Below are 15,526 nucleotides of genomic sequence, written 5' to 3' on the forward strand. Positions count from 1 at the left end.
CGCTTTTTATGAATCTAGCTTCGGTGGCTAGAAGGGGCAAATATTTCCCCCCTTCTGGACGAGCTACCTCCGCTTTTTACTGAATCTAGCTACAGCGGTTAGAATTCTCGGTGGCTTCGCTTCTTCCTGCGAGGCAAACTACGCCTCTATGTCTGAAGCTCCATCCCCCTTCCATTCTGAACGAACCGCTTCCGCCTTTTATTACTATTCTAACGCTGCTGCTCCACCAACGATTTCTGTGATTTCTTGTGTAATCGCAGCTTGACGAGCACGGTTGAATGAAAGTGTAAGTGTATCGATAACTTCCATTGCATTGTCTGTAGCACTCTTCATTGCTGTCATACGCGCTGCGTGTTCACTTGCTTTTCCGTCTAGCAGTGCACCGTACACTAGGCTTTCCGCGTATTGTGGCAATAGTACTTTTAAGATTTCTTCTTCTGAAGGTTCAAACTCATATGGAGTTAATTTTTTATCAGATTTCACATCTGTAAGCGGTAAAACTTTATTTTCTGTTACTTCTTGTGAAATTTTACTTACATAGTGATTGTAATAAATATACAATTCATCATAAGCACCATCTGCAAACATCGCAATTGCTCGAGAAGCAAGATCTTTAATATCTGTAAATGATGGGTGGTCAGATAATCCAACTACTTCATCAATGATGTTAAAGCCACGACGTTTTAAATAATCACGTCCTAGTCGTCCAAGTACAATAATTGAATATTGGTTTGGATCCATATTATGACGCTCACGAATTACCTTACTTACTTCACGTAATACGTTACTGTTATAACCACCTGCTAGTCCGCGATCAGATGTAATAACGATGTACCCTGTACGCTTTACAGGACGCGCTGTTAGCATCGGATGATTGATTCCTTTGCTACCTTGTGCGATACTCGCTACCACTTCTTGAATTTTTTCCATATATGGAACGAAAGATTTAGCATTTTGTTCTGCACGGTTTAATTTCGATGCAGATACCATCTCCATCGCTTTCGTGATTTGACTCGTTTTCTTCGTCGAGTTAATTTTCGCTTTTATATCGCGTAAAGATGCCACAGGTTTTCACCACCTTTTTTTCGGGAAGTTGGCATGATTAGTAAGAATCCTTTTTGTTCATCTTTCTAATCCATATTGCAAGACATGCTTGCTCATGATTGAAGGAAAAGAATAGGTGTACCTACTCTTTTCCTCTGTAAACCGTTAGTAATTCGAAGACGAACTACCTTTTGTATAATTTCGCTTCGGTGGATAGAAGGGGCAATCATTTCCCATTTCCTGCGAGGCCAAAACGCCTCTTCGTCAGGAGGTCCAATGTCCTCCCCTTCTGGACGAGCCACCTCCGCTTTTTTTATTATTCAGAAGCTACGAATACTTTTTTAAATCCATTGATTGCTGCTGCAAATTTGTCGTCATCCGCAAGTTTCTTCGTTGTACGGATTTCTTCTAATAAATCAGCTGCATTTGAATCTAACCAAGCATAGAATTCTTCTTCAAAGCGAGTGATATCTGCTACTGGAATATCATCTAGGAATCCACGTGTTAAAGCGTAAAGAATCATAACTTGTTTCTCTACTCGCAATGGTTTGTGTAATCCTTGTTTTAATACTTCAACTGTGCGAGCACCGCGATTTAGTTTCGCTTGTGTTGCTTTATCAAGGTCAGAACCGAACTGAGCAAACGCTTCTAACTCACGGTAAGATGCAAGGTCAAGACGAAGTGTACCTGATACTTTACTCATCGCTTTAATCTGAGCAGATCCACCAACACGAGATACTGAAGTACCTGCATCGATTGCTGGACGTACGCCAGAGAAGAACAAGTCAGATTGCAAGAAGATTTGTCCATCTGTAATGGAGATTACGTTTGTTGGGATGTATGCTGATACGTCCCCTGCTTGTGTTTCGATGAAAGGTAGAGCTGTTAATGAGCCACCGCCTTTTGCATCGCTTAATTTTGCTGCACGCTCTAGTAAGCGAGAATGTAAGTAGAATACATCCCCTGGATATGCTTCACGACCTGGAGGACGACGTAATAGTAATGATAGCTCACGGTAAGCAGCTGCTTGTTTTGATAAGTCATCATACACGACTAATACGTGTTTTCCGTTGTACATGAATTCTTCACCCATTGATACACCTGCATAAGGAGCTAAATATAACAATGGAGCTGGTTGAGAAGCTGATGCTGTTACAACAATTGTATACTCTAATGCACCATGCTTACGCAGTGTTTCTACTACGTTACGTACTGTAGATTCTTTTTGTCCAATTGCAACATAGATACAAATCATGTCTTCGTCTTTTTGGTTTAAGATTGTATCCAGTGCTACTGCTGTTTTACCAGTTTGGCGGTCACCGATGATTAGCTCACGTTGACCACGACCGATTGGCACAAGTGCATCAATTGCCTTAATACCAGTTTGAAGTGGCTCATGAACAGATTTACGATCCATTACACCTGGTGCTGGGCTTTCAATTGGACGAGTTTTTGTTGTATGGATTGGACCTAAACCGTCTACCGGTTGACCTAATGGGTTCACAACACGACCGATTAGTTCTTCACCTACTGGCACTTGCATAATACGGCCTGTACGACGAACTTCGTCACCTTCACGAATTTCTGTGTAAGGTCCTAGAATAATAATACCTACGTTGTTTTCCTCTAAGTTTTGTGCTAGTCCCATAACGCCGTTAGCGAACTCTACAAGTTCACCAGCCATAACGTTATCAAGACCATGAGCACGCGCGATACCGTCACCAACTTGGATAACTGTACCAACATCGCTAACTTCGATTTCAGACTGATAGTTTTCAATTTGTTGCTTTATCAGTGCGCTAATTTCTTCAGCTCTGATGCTCATGTGCTTCACCCCTATCTATTCTTCATTAGTTCACGCTGAATACGTGCTAATTTTCCTTGTAAACTTCCATCGTAAATGCGATTTCCAATGCGCACTTTAATACCGCCTAGTAAATCCTCATCTACAATATTTTTCACGCGAATTGCATCTTTTCCAGTTCTTTTTGCAAATGCTTCTGCAATGTTAAGTTTCTCTTCTTCAGATAGAAGACGAGTAGAATAAACAGTTGCATCCGCTACGTTACGCTCTTCGTTTGCAAGAGTTACGTATTCATTTGCAATGGCAGGTAAAATTTCAATTCGTTTATTATCAACTAAAATATATAACGTATTTAAAATAGACTCAGAAACAGAAGAGAATACGTTAGAAAGAAACATTTTTTTCTGTTCCTTTGAAATATTCGGCTTTGTTAAAAAGCTATGTAGTTCTTCGTTTTTCATAAAAACGCTTTGTACAAGGCCTAATTCTTCTTCAAACATTTCTAATACGTGTTTTTCTTTTGCAATTTGAAAAAGAGCGACAGCATAACGTTTTGCTACAATCTCATTGCTCATCGCGCTTCTCCTACTTCTTTAATATAATCGCGAATTAATTTTACTTGGTCTTCTTCTTTTAGTTCTTTCTCAATTACTTTAGAAGCAATTTGAACGGATAAAGAAGCGACTTGTTCTTGCAATGTAGCAATTGCTTGCTCTTTTTCGCGTTGAATTTCTTGTACAGCAGATGTTTTAATTGATTCTGCTTCTTCTTTTGCAGCAGCAATAATACCATCTTTTTGTTCTTCTGCTTGCTTTTTCGCTCTTTCGATTAACTCTTGTGCTTCAACACGTGACTGTTTTAGCATTTCACGTTGTTCCTCTACTAACTTTTTCGCCTCTGCGTGATTTTTCTCTGCAGCGTCGATTTCGCTAGCAACATGCTCTTCACGTTCCTTCATAATTCCCATTAAAGGACCCCAAGCAAATTTGCGTAGCATCACTAATAAAATTAGGAAAACGACCAACGTATAAGCGATCGTTCCAAACGGAATGGCAGCTCCTAATAATAAAGTTGGCACAAGGATTCACTCCCTTCAAAATATCTAAATTAACTATATGAAAAAAAAGACATACATTTCGTTCATAAAGCAATGGCGAAGAAAGTTCGAAAAACACTCTTCGCCATCTATGTAAGGGGAGTATCCCTTATCTGTTCATTACGATGAATGCAATAACTACACCAATGATTGGAAGTGCCTCAACTAATGCAACCCCGATGAACATAATTGTTTGAAGTGCGCCTTTTAATTCTGGCTGACGAGCAACACCTTCGATTGTACGTGATACGATAAGACCGTTACCAATACCTGCACCTAATGCTGATAAACCAATTGCAATTGCAGCTGCGATTACACCTAAACTCATTTAAAATGTCCTCCTTTTTATTAGAAAAAAATAAATTTTATACTTACTTAAGATATATTAATGGTCATGACTTACTTTATGAGCCATGTAAACCATCGTTAACATTGTGAAAATAAATGCTTGGATTGATCCAACGAATACACTGAATCCCATCCATGCTAACATTGGCACAACCGCACCTAATGCTCCAAAAGCACCACTTGCACCTAATTGAGCAAGCAATGTTAATAAAATCTCACCAGCATAAATGTTACCGAATAGACGAAGCCCCAACGTTAATGTGTTAGCAAACTCCTCAATAACCTTTAAAGGAAATAAGAACTTCATAGGTTGGAAATAACCTTTTATATATTCCTTTGTACCCTTCATCTTAATTCCATAGTAATGGGTGAGGGTAACTACCATCACGGCTAATGTTAAAGTAACTGCTGGGTCAGACGTTGGCGATCTCCACCATGCAATATGTTCACCAGCCTCAGTTGTTGAAAACATGAATGGTAAACCGAGCATGTTTGATACGAAAATAAACATCATAAGTGTAACGCCAAGTGTTAAGAAGCGCCCACCTGTTTTCCAGTCCATCGTACTGCCAATAATGCCTTTCACAAAGTCTAACACCCACTCAAGGAAGTTTTGCATTCCTGTCGGACGAAGAGCTAAGCTTCGAGTTCCAATCACAGCGATTAAGAACACTATAACTGCTGCTACAGTAACCATGATAACTGCGGACAAATCGAACGTTAAACCTAGAAAATCAACCAATTTACCGTGTTCCACTAGTAATTCACCTCTCTTCCCTGTTCTTATACTCTAAATAAAGAAAATCTATGATCATGACAAGATACCCTGTCAGCAATCCTACACCTAAGCTCCACATCGCAATGAAATGCTGATACTTTGCCGCAAATAAAATTAATAATCCAATCGTCGCAAACCTTGAATATGTACTGACAGCTGTAGCTTTAAATTTCACGCTTCCTCCATTGGTAACGCGTTCTATAAGCTTGTCTGTTCTACGTGCAATGATGCGCAAACTAAGAAAACTGAAAATCGTTCCGATAATCAGCCCAAGAAACACATCCTTGTAAGAGGTAAATCCCCATCCTAGCACTAGAAGTGCAAGCAAGTAGTACATATATTTCTTTTGTCTTTGGACAAGTCCATGCACATCTATCATCATTGCTCTCCCGAATAGTAATGTCGAATGAGTCGAATCATTGCATAAATCCCTGTTCCTAACCCTAGTAGTAAGCCGATAACTAGAAACAAAGGAAACGTTCCAACCTTACTGTCAATCCATTGCCCACCAAAAATCCCAACAAGAATGGAACCGACTAGCTGAGCCAAAATCCCTGACATTAAAGCATATGCTTTTATAGGGCTGCGATCGTTTTTTTGCAAGGATTCATCCCTCCAATATGTAAACCTCATTCAAGACGTGTTAATAATAACTCATTTTTTTGCATAAATCTTAAACAAAACCAAAAGTTTACTTTTTCGTCACAGAATAGATACAAAATTGTCACTGAAAGCCCTACCATCTATCCCCGTTGTTAGCATACAATAGGGTATTAGTACTGTCAACGAGAAATCGTAAAAAATCAAAAAATTTGAGTATTAGTTATTTGCTCCCAAAAATGAAAACGTTCCCCTTCTAAATACTGGTGGAATTTACGTAAAATCTAGTAACTTTCTTTCTATGATATAGAAGAAAATGTTCACAAGTTTGTCACCATTCTATTTTTTAGATATAACGTTTTCTTTCTATAATATAGCCTCTTTTAGATGTTAGACTTCTATATTATATGTTATCAATATGCAATTTATGTTGCATATTCTTTGTATATTTATCCCCCTCCCCTACTCCCGATCTATAAAAAAGACGAGCAGGGAATCCCTCTCGTCTGTTTGTAGTCTTACTTCGTTCCAAATAGTCGGTCTCCAGCATCACCTAAACCTGGAACAACATAACCGTGGTCATTTAATTTTTCATCTAATGCTGCTACATAAATATCAACATCAGGATGCTCTTCTTGTACAACTTTTACTCCTTCTGGTGCAGCTACGATACACATTAATTTAATATGTTTCGCACCGCGCTTTTTCAAAGAGTTAATTGCTTCAGCTGCAGAACCACCTGTTGCTAACATCGGATCTAGTACGATAAAGTCACGTTCTTCTACATCCGTTGGAAGTTTCACATAGTATTCTACCGGTTGCAATGTTTTTGGGTCACGGTATAAACCGATATGTCCCACTTTTGCTGCTGGAATTAATTTCAGAATTCCGTCCACCATTCCTAAACCTGCACGTAAAATTGGAATTAAACCTAGCTTCTTCCCAGCGATCACTTTTGTTTTTGCTTTGCTCACAGGTGTTTCAATTTCAATCTCTTCAAGTGGAAGATCACGTGTAATTTCAAAAGCCATTAAGCTTGCTACTTCATCCACTAATTCACGAAACTCTTTTGTACCTGTATTTTTATCGCGAATATATGTAATCTTATGTTGAATTAACGGGTGATCAAATACATACAGTTTTCCCATGTGAATCTCTCCTTCAGATGATATTCATGCGTGTTCCCACGCCATTTGCACTATTTACGATTGTAAAGAAAACCCTACTAATATTCAAGGGCAAACTTGGAAAAATATTAATTTCATAATGAATCCATCTAATATCTTTACCAATTATGGAAATCCTATCCTTCATTATATTTCTAAAATTTATTCACGTGTCGTATACATACTTTAAGGGGCTGTTATGCTTCATCTGTTCTCATGAAGTTCTTTCTCTATATTCAAGCATTATGCAACCGAAAGAAAACCACTGCAACATGATGTTACAGTGGTTTTCTTTCATCTATTATAAATCAGTGTACATTGGAAACTTACTTGTTAATACAGCTACACGTTTACGAGCTTCTTCTAATGCAGTTTCGTCTTCGTGATTTTTTAATGTATGTGCAATAATTGATGCGATTTCATCCATTTCTTCTAAGCCAAAGCCACGAGATGTTACAGCCGCTGTACCGATACGTACACCACTTGTTACAAATGGACTTGCTGTTTCAAATGGAATTGTATTTTTGTTTACTGTAATACCTACTTCATCTAATACATGTTCTGCCACTTTTCCTGTAATATTTAAGTTGCGAACATCAATTAAAATCAGGTGGTTATCCGTTCCACCAGAAACGAGTGTAAGTCCTTCTTTTTGAAGTCCTTCTGCTAAACGCTGTGCATTATGAATAATATTTTGCGCATATGTTTTAAAGTCATCTTGAAGTGCTTCCCCAAATGCAACAGCTTTTGCAGCGATGACATGCATAAGTGGACCGCCTTGAATACCAGGGAAGATTGATTTATCAATTTGCTTTGCAAATTTCTCTTCACATAAAATCATACCACCGCGTGGACCGCGTAATGTTTTATGTGTTGTTGTCGTAACAAAATGTGCATGTGGCACTGGATTCGGATGTAAGCCCGCTGCAACTAAACCTGCAATATGAGCCATATCCACCATTAAATATGCCCCTACTTCATCTGCAATTTCACGAAATCTTTTGAAATCGATCACACGAGGATATGCACTTGCACCTGCAACGATTAGTTTTGGTTTATGTTCTTTTGCTTTTGCTAACACATCGTCGTAGTTAATACGATGAGTTTCAGCATCCACACCATATTCTACGAAATTATATTGCACTCCACTAAAGTTAACAGGACTTCCGTGTGTCAAATGACCGCCATGAGATAAATTCATACCAAGAACTGTATCTCCATGCTCTAAAATTGTGAAGTATACAGCCATGTTCGCTTGTGCACCAGAATGCGGTTGAACATTTACATGTTCAGCACCAAAGATCTCTTTCACACGATCGCGTGCAATATCCTCTACTACGTCTACATGCTCACAACCGCCATAGTAACGTTTACCAGGATACCCTTCCGCATACTTATTTGTTAAAACAGAACCTTGTGCTTCCATTACAGCTTCGCTTACGAAGTTTTCCGAAGCAATTAACTCAATTTTTGAACGCTGTCTTCCTAATTCCGCTTCAATTGCAGCAAATACCTTTTCATCTTGACGTTTTAAATGATCCACCAAAATCCCCCTTTTCTGAACGAATTACATTAATTCCCAATAGTTTTTTCCTATTTATTCAGAAAAAACGAAAATTCAAGTTGTAATTCTTTTAAATCTTCATATTTTCAACTACATTCTAACATGACTTTCTATATCATAAAAGAAAAAAGACCAAGTCCGGTCTTTTCTTTCCTTATATATTAACGACAAATCATTGTTTCTTCTGCCGCTTTATATACAGCACGCGCTCCCCCAATTAGTTTCGCGCGCGTTTTAGCCATTGTTACATGTGCATTCCCAACCTCTTTTATACTTGTACGAACAGGAACCGCCACATGTTTTAAATGCATACCAATAAATGTATCACCGATATCGATACCTGCGTCTGCTTTTATAAATTCTACTACTACAGGATCTTTAAAATTATGATACGCATATGTCGCCAATGCCCCCCCTGCTGATCTAACAGGCGTAACGGTCACAATTTCAAAACCATGTTTCAAAGCGACTTCTTTTTCTACCACTAAAGCACGATTTAAATGCTCACAACATTGAAACACTAATGCGACACCTGTCTGTTTTTGAAATTGTATTAGTTCAGAAAAAATCGCTTCGGCTACTTTCATCGTCCCTGAAGTTCCAATTCTTTCTCCGAGCACTTCACTTGTACTACAGCCTACTACAAAAATTTGACCACTTTGTAAAGAAGCTTGTTCTTGAAAATCAGAAAGCAATGTTTGTAGCTGCTCTTTTACTTTTACTATTTCCATCATTACGCCTCTTCCTTTCACAGGTTGGTTCAACAAATTATATTATCTTTTGATAGAAGTTAGAATGTATATTATTTTTCTTCGTATGTTTTAATTTTTCCTACACGATTTTCGTGACGGCCACCCTCATAATCAGTTGTTAACCAAATTTTTGCGATATCACGTGCTAAGCCAGCGCCAATAACACGCTCACCCATCGCTAACATGTTGCTATCATTGTGTTCTCTAGTTGCTCTTGCACTAAATGTATCATGAACTAATGCGCAACGAATGCCGTGAACTTTATTTGCCGCAATTGACATACCAATGCCTGTACCACAAATTAAAATACCACGATCTACTTCACCTTTTGCAACCATTTCTGCTGCTGGAAATGCAAAATCAGGGTAATCAACAGATCCTGCCTCACACTCACATCCTAAATCAATATACTCAATGTTTAGCTCTTCTAATAGATTTACAATTTCTTTGCGGATATTGATACCGCCGTGATCAGATGCTACTACTACTTTCATTTTTACCCCTCCAGATTTTTACTGCAACGTTTATGAATCCTTTCATTCATAAATGGCTAACTTATTTCAAACTTGTCTACTATAAACAAGTTGCTCTCCAATATCGTATTATACACGAAACATTAGGACTCTGAATGTTTTTCCAACAAACTTTGTACAAGTTTTTCCATCTCTACTAGAGTTGTCTCATAAATAGAGAGCGATCCACCAAATGGATCTGAAATATCTTTATTTATACCTTCTGTAAATTCATATAATGTATGCAGTTTTTCTTTTGCTTTCGGATAATAGCCTAACAAAAGCTGTTTATGGTTTTCTGTCATAGTCAAAATGATATCAGCCCAATCAATTAATATTTCTGTCACTTGCTTAGAAGCATGATTGATTGAAATTCCTTTCTTAGCTAATGCCTCCTTAGCATGCATAGATGCATCACTTCCAGGGCTTGCAAAAACACCAGCAGATTGCACTTCAAAATTCCCTCCGCCATAATGACGAAGCAATGCCTCTGCCATTGGACTGCGACATGTATTTCCAGTACAAACAAACAATACTCGCTTCATCCAAAACCACTCCTTCTGCCAAATGTCCTATGCTTATCATAACGTACATGACACCAGAACAAAAGAATTGTGAATATAACAGAAGGCGCATTTCCCATTTATTTTTCTAAGAGAAATGCGCCTTATCCACATATATGTGAAACCCTAGTTTCAAGTGCCTTAAATATAATACCACAATTATTCAGAACATCCTAGAAATTTGAACTACTCACCACTTAGTAATTCTTATGAACTTACTTGAAGTGGGAGATTCCTAAGAACACCTTCGTAATCGAAAGTTTTGATTAGGCTATCCCATTCACGCAGGTTGAGATTCTTAACGTCTTCGTTTTGGTACCCACAACACGACTTTTTGTACATTTCACGAATCCAAGTTTAGGTAACTTGATTTTGTTACCTACAATGGCAATATTTCCATTCGTATGTTTTGTTGTATAAGATTGAATTTTATACTTTTTCGATTTGAAACGTAGTGCTTTGTTCTGTTTTTTAAAGAATCGTGAATATGAATCAGCAAGGTTTTTTAATGAGAATTGAAGCGAAATACTATCCACTTCTTTTAACCAAGTTCTTTCTTTAGTTGTGTTAATTGAGAAGAACAAGTGTTATAAGTCAATCCTTTACCTGTCTCTTTGTATGCGTCATTTCATTGCGCTACAAAGTGATTGAATACAAAACGAGAACATCCGATTGTTTTAGCAATCAGTATCTCTTGTTCTTTATTTGGATAGAGGCGAAACTTATACACTTTATTGACTAACATGCCTTCCACCTCCTCATTGGGCTATACTCTCCACATTTCTTGAGGTGGGTGTCTTCTCGACTAAAAAGATAAAAATAAGGAATCCATTTCATACAAAACAAAATGGATTCCTTATGAAAAATGATTATTTCATTATCACTTTCATTACTTCTGTTTCACCTTTTGTAGCTGATACGCCTACAGTTGTTTTAATAGATTCAGCCGCGTCTGTATTTGTAATAACAACTGGTGTAATTGTACTTTTTGCTTTTTCACGAATGATTTCTAAATCGAAAGAAATTAATTTATCGCCTTTCTTTACAGCTTGCCCTTCAGATACGTGAGCTTCGAAACCTTCACCTTCCATTTTTACAGTTTCTAAGCCAACATGAATTAAAATTTCTGTACCATTCTTCGCCTTAATACCAACAGCATGTTTCGTATGGAATAATTGAACGATTTCACCATCGACAGGAGATACAACAACACCTTCAGTTGGAACGATTGCAATACCATCCCCCATCATGCGACCAGCGAATACTGGATCTGGTACTTCTTCAATATTTTTCACTTCTCCAGTTAACGGAGCTACGATTGTTTCTTCATTTGTTTTTGAACCAAAACCGAATAATTTTTTAAACATAGGATAGTCCTCCTTAAAAGTTGCTTGCAAATATATAGGGCAATCCCTAGTAAATATTGAAATACTCGTAAGACTTCTTACTTTAAATACTATACCGTAAAAACGTTTTCGAAATAAAGTGCATGATCACGAATAGAAATTCATTGTATCGCTTTGAAAAAATCCAGTCAATTCAAATGATCGGAATAACAACGAACTTCTTATTTCTATATTGTCTCTTTTTTTCGCGAACTTGTCTAGAGGTCTTCACAACATATTTGTTTTTTATTTATGATTTGTAAAATTTTCTTCATATTTTTTAGAATATCACTTGACTAAAGTAAGTAACTAATTTACCATTACTTACATAACATAAGTTAATAACTTTTAGGAGGTTTTATAAATGATGAACATGGGTCTACTTATTATTCGTCTTATTATCGGAATTTCATTTATGGGACATGCTGCTCAAAAATTATTCGGCTGGTTTGGTGGCTACGGCCTAAAAGGAACAGGCGGCTGGATGGAATCTATCGGCTTACGTCCTGGTGTATTTATGGCCTTTATGGCTGGTGCAACTGAACTATTAGGTGGTTTCTTATTCGCAGCAGGTGTCTTCACTTGGGTTGGTGCACTACTTATTGTCGGTACAATGTTAGTTGCAATTATTACAGTTCATGGAAAAAACGGTTTCTGGGTAACAGAAAATGGATTCGAATATAACTTAATCTTAATTGCTGTTGCAGTAGGTATTGCTTTAATCGGCCCTGGTGCTTATACTTTATTTTAATCAACCATCTCAGATTCAAGATATTTAAAGGAGCCTATTTCCAAACTGGAAATAGGCTTTTCTTTGTACAATAATATATCCGCGTAACTCCGGATTTATCGGCGGTTCGACACAAGATATCGACCAGTAGACAAATTTCGCCACCTCCGCATCTCCCGATATATGTTTGCTCATCTCTCTGCACAAAAATTGAAAAAAAGAAGGAGTTTTCTAGTCGTATCTTGTAAACAAACAAGGAAGCATTTCTAAAAAGAAGGGAGATTACGAATATGATTTCCATTAACCCAAACGAACAAACAGAACGAGAGAATTATAAATTGTTAACGGGAAGTATTATCCCGCGCCCTGTCGCATTCGTCACTTCTTTGACACAAGATGGCGTTTTAAACGGGGCTCCTTACAGCTATTTTAATATTGTTGCTGCCAATCCTCCGCTCATCTCTGTTTCTGTACAAAGAAAAGAAGGTCATCGCAAAGATACATCACGAAATGCAATTGAAAAAGGAGAATTTGTTGTACATATTTCCGATGAATCTTATGTGGAAGCTATTAATGAAACCGCTGCAAATCTTCCTCCTCATCAAAGTGAAATTGAACGTGCAAAATTGACTCCTATTGATAGTGATGTTATTTCTGTACCAGGTGTAAAAGAAGCAAATATTCGAATGGAATGTGTATTAGAACGCGCGATTCCTCTTGGCGGAACAGAGGAATCCCCAGCATGCGATCTACTCATTGGGCGTGTTGTTCGTTTTCATGTTGCTGAACACTTATATGAAAACGGGCGTATCCATGCTGAAGGACTAAAACCAGTCAGCCGACTTGCTGGTCATAACTATGCGAAACTAGGCGAACAATTTGAATTAGTGCGCCCTATTTAAAAGAAAAACCCCCGCATATCTCGCGGGGGTTTTAAAAACAACTCAAATTTGCTCTTTATTTTCCTCAGGAAGAATATTGTTTGCCTTCTTTGGTTTCCCAAGCTTTATAACAAAGAAATATAAAGATAGCAATGTAAGCAAAAATACAATTAAAAATGGATACGGTGAATAAAACGCACGAGCTGTTTCTGTTTTACCTACAATAAATTTGAAAGAATCGATATCTAGAAATTCAGCAAACATTTGTACTCCGAGCATGCTAAACCAAAAGACAAAAAAACTAATCATGATTCCAAAAATTTGTTTTACTCTTGTCATTTGTATCATCCTTTCTATATATGGAAAGTATCTTATCATGAAGAGTATAAATAGAAATGGGATTTCTTACAGAAAGGTATTTATCATATCGAATAATAGAAACTTTTAAACATCATCATTCTTTTCCGCAATCCTCTTAGAAAAATATTTCATATCCTATTTTCAAGACTCTTGCTCTTTCTCATTTTCTTACATAATAACAAGATTATAGCGGAAAAAGAAGATACAATCCAAATCCAACTAGAATGATCCCCCCAAAAACTTCTCCATATGTACCAAGCATATGCTTTGCATGTCTTCCTAATAATAAGCCAGCCCACGCTAAAATCATGCTGATGAAGCCAAAAAGCAATATCGTCCAAATCATCTGTGCCCCATAAATCCCGAGGCTTAACCCGACTGAAAAGCTATCAATACTTACACTAAATGCGAATATAAGCAAACTAATCCCGGCAGGAGCCGCCCTTGTATCTTCATTTTCTAAAAGTGAAGAGTACACAATATAAAAACCTAACCCAATTAACAAAATAGCCCCAGCGAGTGTAGCAATTTGACCAAATTTTTCTGATAACAGTCGTCCAAGAACCATCCCTAAAAAGGGCATCAGAATATGAAATATACCGATTGTTACCCCAATATAAAAAATTTGTCGGACTTTAAGCGTGACCATCCCCATGCCGAGGCTTACAGAAAATGCATCCATTCCTAAGGCAAAAGCCATAATGATTAAAGGTATGAATTGTTCAATCATCGTTCTCGTCCCTCCTCGGACTTGCTACTTCACCATATGCTCATCCGAGGAAAAATAGAATCTATGAAAGTTTCTCATCTATCAATTCATACCTTAACATGTAAGTACTGACTATACTTTTATGCTTGTACACATATGAAAAAGGCGAGTGATACACTCGCCTATTCTTCAACAATAATATGGTGCCCTGCCGCTTTTATTAAACGATTCATAATTGCATTTCCAATTCCTTCATTTGGAAACGATTCACTAAAAATGCAATCTACCTTGCTTGTATCAAACGTTCTGAGCACATCATATAATTTTGTTGCAACACTTGCTAAATCCCTTCTTAATCCACAAGATAATACAACATCCGCCTGATATACGTGCTGATATTCTTCTGTTGTTAATACACCAACCGTATATCCCTCTCGTTTCTTTTTCTCCACAAGTTGTTGAATAAAGTCACGCGACCCTTCCACAATACTAAGTGGTGCCTTCGGGGCATAATGCGTATATTTCATCCCTGGCGCTTTCGGTTTTTCCTTTTCATCTTTCAGCGCTGGATCAAAAGAAACCGGACCAATTACTTCTTCTAACTGCTCTTTCGTAATCCCGCCTGGACGTAAAATGGTTGGCACCTTACTTGTGCAGTCAATGACTGTCGATTCAACTCCAACACCAGTTGCTCCACCATCAACAATCCCCGCAATTTTTCCATTCAAATCTTCATATACGTGAGAAGCTAAAGTCGGACTTGGGCGTCCAGAACGATTAGCACTTGGTGCTGCAACTGGAACGTTTGCTGCTTCAATAAGCGCCAGTGCTACTTCATGGTCAGGCATCCTAACACCAACTGTATCTAGCCCTGCTGTAACCTTCTCTGAAATACCGTCCTTTTTCGGTAAAATAATTGTCAGTGGCCCTGGCCAAAAGTGCTTCATTAACACTTCGGCAACAGGTGGAACCTCCCTAACAATATCAGTTAATTGTGACTTCGAGCCAATATGAACAATAAGAGGATTATCACTTGGTCTGCCCTTTGCTTCAAATATTTTTACAATGGCTTCATCATTCATTGCGTTTGCTCCAAGTCCGTATACTGTTTCTGTCGGAAACGCAACTGCCTCATTTTCTCGTAATAATTTTGCTGCTTCTTGTAATTGTGGATAATCTTTTTTTATTTCCACAGAATTATCCACAACCCACATATTTGTATGCATTTTTTTCC

The 15,526-nt window shown here is 37.8% G+C and carries 20 protein-coding genes and 1 pseudogene; 2 read left to right on the forward strand and 19 right to left on the reverse strand.

Annotation, left to right across the window (positions count from 1 at the left end; all coding sequences use genetic code 11):
- Window positions 1–204 precede the first annotated feature (204 nt).
- The 16 genes and pseudogenes from atpG to MR059_RS09390 form a co-directional block, all read right to left on the reverse strand.
- Entirely contained in the window at window positions 205–1,065 is an 861-nt protein-coding gene (gene atpG / locus MR059_RS09315) for a F0F1 ATP synthase subunit gamma (protein WP_012096273.1), read from the reverse strand.
- Between the two features lie 295 nt (window positions 1,066–1,360).
- The gene (atpA, locus tag MR059_RS09320; RefSeq protein WP_012096274.1) at window positions 1,361–2,869 is read right to left on the reverse strand and encodes a F0F1 ATP synthase subunit alpha; all 1,509 of its coding nucleotides are present in this window, start codon (window positions 2,867–2,869) and stop codon (window positions 1,361–1,363) included.
- Between the two features lie 11 nt (window positions 2,870–2,880).
- Window positions 2,881–3,423, reverse strand: a complete 543-nt coding sequence (locus MR059_RS09325) for a F0F1 ATP synthase subunit delta (RefSeq protein ID WP_012096275.1) — start codon at window positions 3,421–3,423, stop codon at window positions 2,881–2,883.
- Entirely contained in the window at window positions 3,420–3,926 is a 507-nt protein-coding gene (gene atpF, locus MR059_RS09330; RefSeq protein ID WP_012096276.1) for a F0F1 ATP synthase subunit B, read from the reverse strand. The genes MR059_RS09325 and atpF overlap by 4 nt, the downstream gene beginning before the upstream one ends.
- A 127-nt stretch (window positions 3,927–4,053) precedes the next feature.
- A complete protein-coding gene (gene atpE / locus MR059_RS09335; RefSeq protein ID WP_012096277.1) occupies window positions 4,054–4,272 on the reverse strand; it encodes a F0F1 ATP synthase subunit C in 219 nt (72 codons plus the stop codon).
- A 57-nt stretch (window positions 4,273–4,329) separates the two neighbouring features.
- Window positions 4,330–5,049 carry a F0F1 ATP synthase subunit A gene (gene atpB / locus MR059_RS09340; RefSeq protein WP_012096278.1) on the reverse strand — a complete coding sequence of 240 codons (720 nt, stop codon included), beginning with the start codon at window positions 5,047–5,049 and terminating at the stop codon, window positions 4,330–4,332.
- Between the two features lie 7 nt (window positions 5,050–5,056).
- Window positions 5,057–5,449, reverse strand: coding sequence for an ATP synthase subunit I (locus MR059_RS09345; RefSeq protein ID WP_041810138.1), 393 nt, complete (start codon window positions 5,447–5,449; stop codon window positions 5,057–5,059).
- Window positions 5,449–5,673, reverse strand: a complete 225-nt coding sequence (locus MR059_RS09350) for an AtpZ/AtpI family protein (RefSeq protein ID WP_012096280.1) — start codon at window positions 5,671–5,673, stop codon at window positions 5,449–5,451. Before MR059_RS09350 ends, MR059_RS09345 begins: the two co-directional genes overlap by 1 nt.
- A gap of 26 nt (window positions 5,674–5,699) precedes the next feature.
- Window positions 5,700–5,813, reverse strand: a complete 114-nt coding sequence (locus MR059_RS09355) for a DUF4024 domain-containing protein (protein WP_081428418.1) — start codon at window positions 5,811–5,813, stop codon at window positions 5,700–5,702.
- Between the two features lie 375 nt (window positions 5,814–6,188).
- Window positions 6,189–6,818 carry a uracil phosphoribosyltransferase gene (upp, locus tag MR059_RS09360; RefSeq protein ID WP_012096281.1) on the reverse strand — a complete coding sequence of 210 codons (630 nt, stop codon included), beginning with the start codon at window positions 6,816–6,818 and terminating at the stop codon, window positions 6,189–6,191.
- 319 nt (window positions 6,819–7,137) lie between these two features.
- Window positions 7,138–8,379, reverse strand: coding sequence for a serine hydroxymethyltransferase (glyA, locus tag MR059_RS09365; protein ID WP_012096282.1), 1,242 nt, complete (start codon window positions 8,377–8,379; stop codon window positions 7,138–7,140).
- Window positions 8,380–8,561: 182 nt separating this feature from the next.
- Window positions 8,562–9,134: a TIGR01440 family protein gene (locus MR059_RS09370; RefSeq protein WP_012096283.1), complete on the reverse strand. Its 573-nt coding sequence runs from the start codon at window positions 9,132–9,134 to the stop codon at window positions 8,562–8,564.
- 68 nt (window positions 9,135–9,202) lie between these two features.
- Entirely contained in the window at window positions 9,203–9,646 is a 444-nt protein-coding gene (gene rpiB / locus MR059_RS09375) for a ribose 5-phosphate isomerase B (protein WP_012096284.1), read from the reverse strand.
- Window positions 9,647–9,768: 122 nt separating this feature from the next.
- The gene (locus tag MR059_RS09380) at window positions 9,769–10,209 is read right to left on the reverse strand and encodes a low molecular weight protein arginine phosphatase (protein WP_012096285.1); all 441 of its coding nucleotides are present in this window, start codon (window positions 10,207–10,209) and stop codon (window positions 9,769–9,771) included.
- 338 nt (window positions 10,210–10,547) lie between these two features.
- Window positions 10,548–10,972: pseudogene (locus tag MR059_RS09385) on the reverse strand (helix-turn-helix domain-containing protein); the annotation flags it as partial.
- 124 nt (window positions 10,973–11,096) lie between these two features.
- Window positions 11,097–11,594, reverse strand: a complete 498-nt coding sequence (locus MR059_RS09390) for a PTS sugar transporter subunit IIA (protein WP_012096286.1) — start codon at window positions 11,592–11,594, stop codon at window positions 11,097–11,099.
- Window positions 11,595–11,976: 382 nt separating this feature from the next.
- Here MR059_RS09390 and MR059_RS09395 point away from each other — a divergent pair, with 382 nt between their 5' ends.
- Window positions 11,977–12,363 carry a DoxX family protein gene (locus tag MR059_RS09395; RefSeq protein ID WP_012096287.1) on the forward strand — a complete coding sequence of 129 codons (387 nt, stop codon included), beginning with the start codon at window positions 11,977–11,979 and terminating at the stop codon, window positions 12,361–12,363.
- 269 nt (window positions 12,364–12,632) lie between these two features.
- A complete protein-coding gene (locus tag MR059_RS09400) occupies window positions 12,633–13,244 on the forward strand; it encodes a flavin reductase family protein (protein WP_012096288.1) in 612 nt (203 codons plus the stop codon).
- Window positions 13,245–13,286: 42 nt separating this feature from the next.
- Here the strand turns inward: MR059_RS09400 and MR059_RS09405 are convergent, their stop codons facing one another.
- From MR059_RS09405 to MR059_RS09415, 3 genes are all read right to left on the reverse strand, one after another.
- Window positions 13,287–13,562 carry a DUF3935 domain-containing protein gene (locus MR059_RS09405; RefSeq protein WP_012096289.1) on the reverse strand — a complete coding sequence of 92 codons (276 nt, stop codon included), beginning with the start codon at window positions 13,560–13,562 and terminating at the stop codon, window positions 13,287–13,289.
- 205 nt (window positions 13,563–13,767) lie between these two features.
- Window positions 13,768–14,313 (reverse strand): manganese efflux pump MntP, encoded by a 546-nt coding sequence (locus tag MR059_RS09410; protein WP_012096290.1) that lies wholly within the window; start codon window positions 14,311–14,313, stop codon window positions 13,768–13,770.
- A 161-nt stretch (window positions 14,314–14,474) separates the two neighbouring features.
- Window positions 14,475–15,518, reverse strand: a complete 1,044-nt coding sequence (locus MR059_RS09415; protein WP_012096291.1) for an L-threonylcarbamoyladenylate synthase — start codon at window positions 15,516–15,518, stop codon at window positions 14,475–14,477.
- Between the last annotated feature and the right edge of the window lie 8 nt (window positions 15,519–15,526).

Source organism: Bacillus cereus group sp. BfR-BA-01522, from assembly GCF_022662635.1.
GTDB lineage: Bacteria > Bacillota > Bacilli > Bacillales > Bacillaceae_G > Bacillus_A > Bacillus_A cytotoxicus.

What these genes read in the sequence shown, in the direction of transcription:
- MR059_RS09325 (WP_012096275.1), bottom strand. Translation starts at nt 3,423, where the DNA reads ATGAGCAATGAGATTGTAGCAAAACGTTATGCTGTCGCTCTTTTTCAA.
- MR059_RS09355 (WP_081428418.1), bottom strand. Translation starts at nt 5,813, where the DNA reads ATGGTAGGGCTTTCAGTGACAATTTTGTATCTATTCTGTGACGAAAAA.
- atpE (WP_012096277.1), bottom strand. Translation starts at nt 4,272, where the DNA reads ATGAGTTTAGGTGTAATCGCAGCTGCAATTGCAATTGGTTTATCAGCA.
- MR059_RS09400 (WP_012096288.1), top strand. Translation starts at nt 12,633, where the DNA reads ATGATTTCCATTAACCCAAACGAACAAACAGAACGAGAGAATTATAAA.
- MR059_RS09395 (WP_012096287.1), top strand. Translation starts at nt 11,977, where the DNA reads ATGATGAACATGGGTCTACTTATTATTCGTCTTATTATCGGAATTTCA.
- MR059_RS09390 (WP_012096286.1), bottom strand. Translation starts at nt 11,594, where the DNA reads ATGTTTAAAAAATTATTCGGTTTTGGTTCAAAAACAAATGAAGAAACA.
- MR059_RS09415 (WP_012096291.1), bottom strand. Translation starts at nt 15,518, where the DNA reads ATGCATACAAATATGTGGGTTGTGGATAATTCTGTGGAAATAAAAAAA.
- MR059_RS09380 (WP_012096285.1), bottom strand. Translation starts at nt 10,209, where the DNA reads ATGAAGCGAGTATTGTTTGTTTGTACTGGAAATACATGTCGCAGTCCA.
- rpiB (WP_012096284.1), bottom strand. Translation starts at nt 9,646, where the DNA reads ATGAAAGTAGTAGTAGCATCTGATCACGGCGGTATCAATATCCGCAAA.
- atpA (WP_012096274.1), bottom strand. Translation starts at nt 2,869, where the DNA reads ATGAGCATCAGAGCTGAAGAAATTAGCGCACTGATAAAGCAACAAATT.
- MR059_RS09410 (WP_012096290.1), bottom strand. Translation starts at nt 14,313, where the DNA reads ATGATTGAACAATTCATACCTTTAATCATTATGGCTTTTGCCTTAGGA.
- MR059_RS09370 (WP_012096283.1), bottom strand. Translation starts at nt 9,134, where the DNA reads ATGATGGAAATAGTAAAAGTAAAAGAGCAGCTACAAACATTGCTTTCT.
- MR059_RS09405 (WP_012096289.1), bottom strand. Translation starts at nt 13,562, where the DNA reads ATGACAAGAGTAAAACAAATTTTTGGAATCATGATTAGTTTTTTTGTC.
- upp (WP_012096281.1), bottom strand. Translation starts at nt 6,818, where the DNA reads ATGGGAAAACTGTATGTATTTGATCACCCGTTAATTCAACATAAGATT.
- MR059_RS09345 (WP_041810138.1), bottom strand. Translation starts at nt 5,449, where the DNA reads ATGATAGATGTGCATGGACTTGTCCAAAGACAAAAGAAATATATGTAC.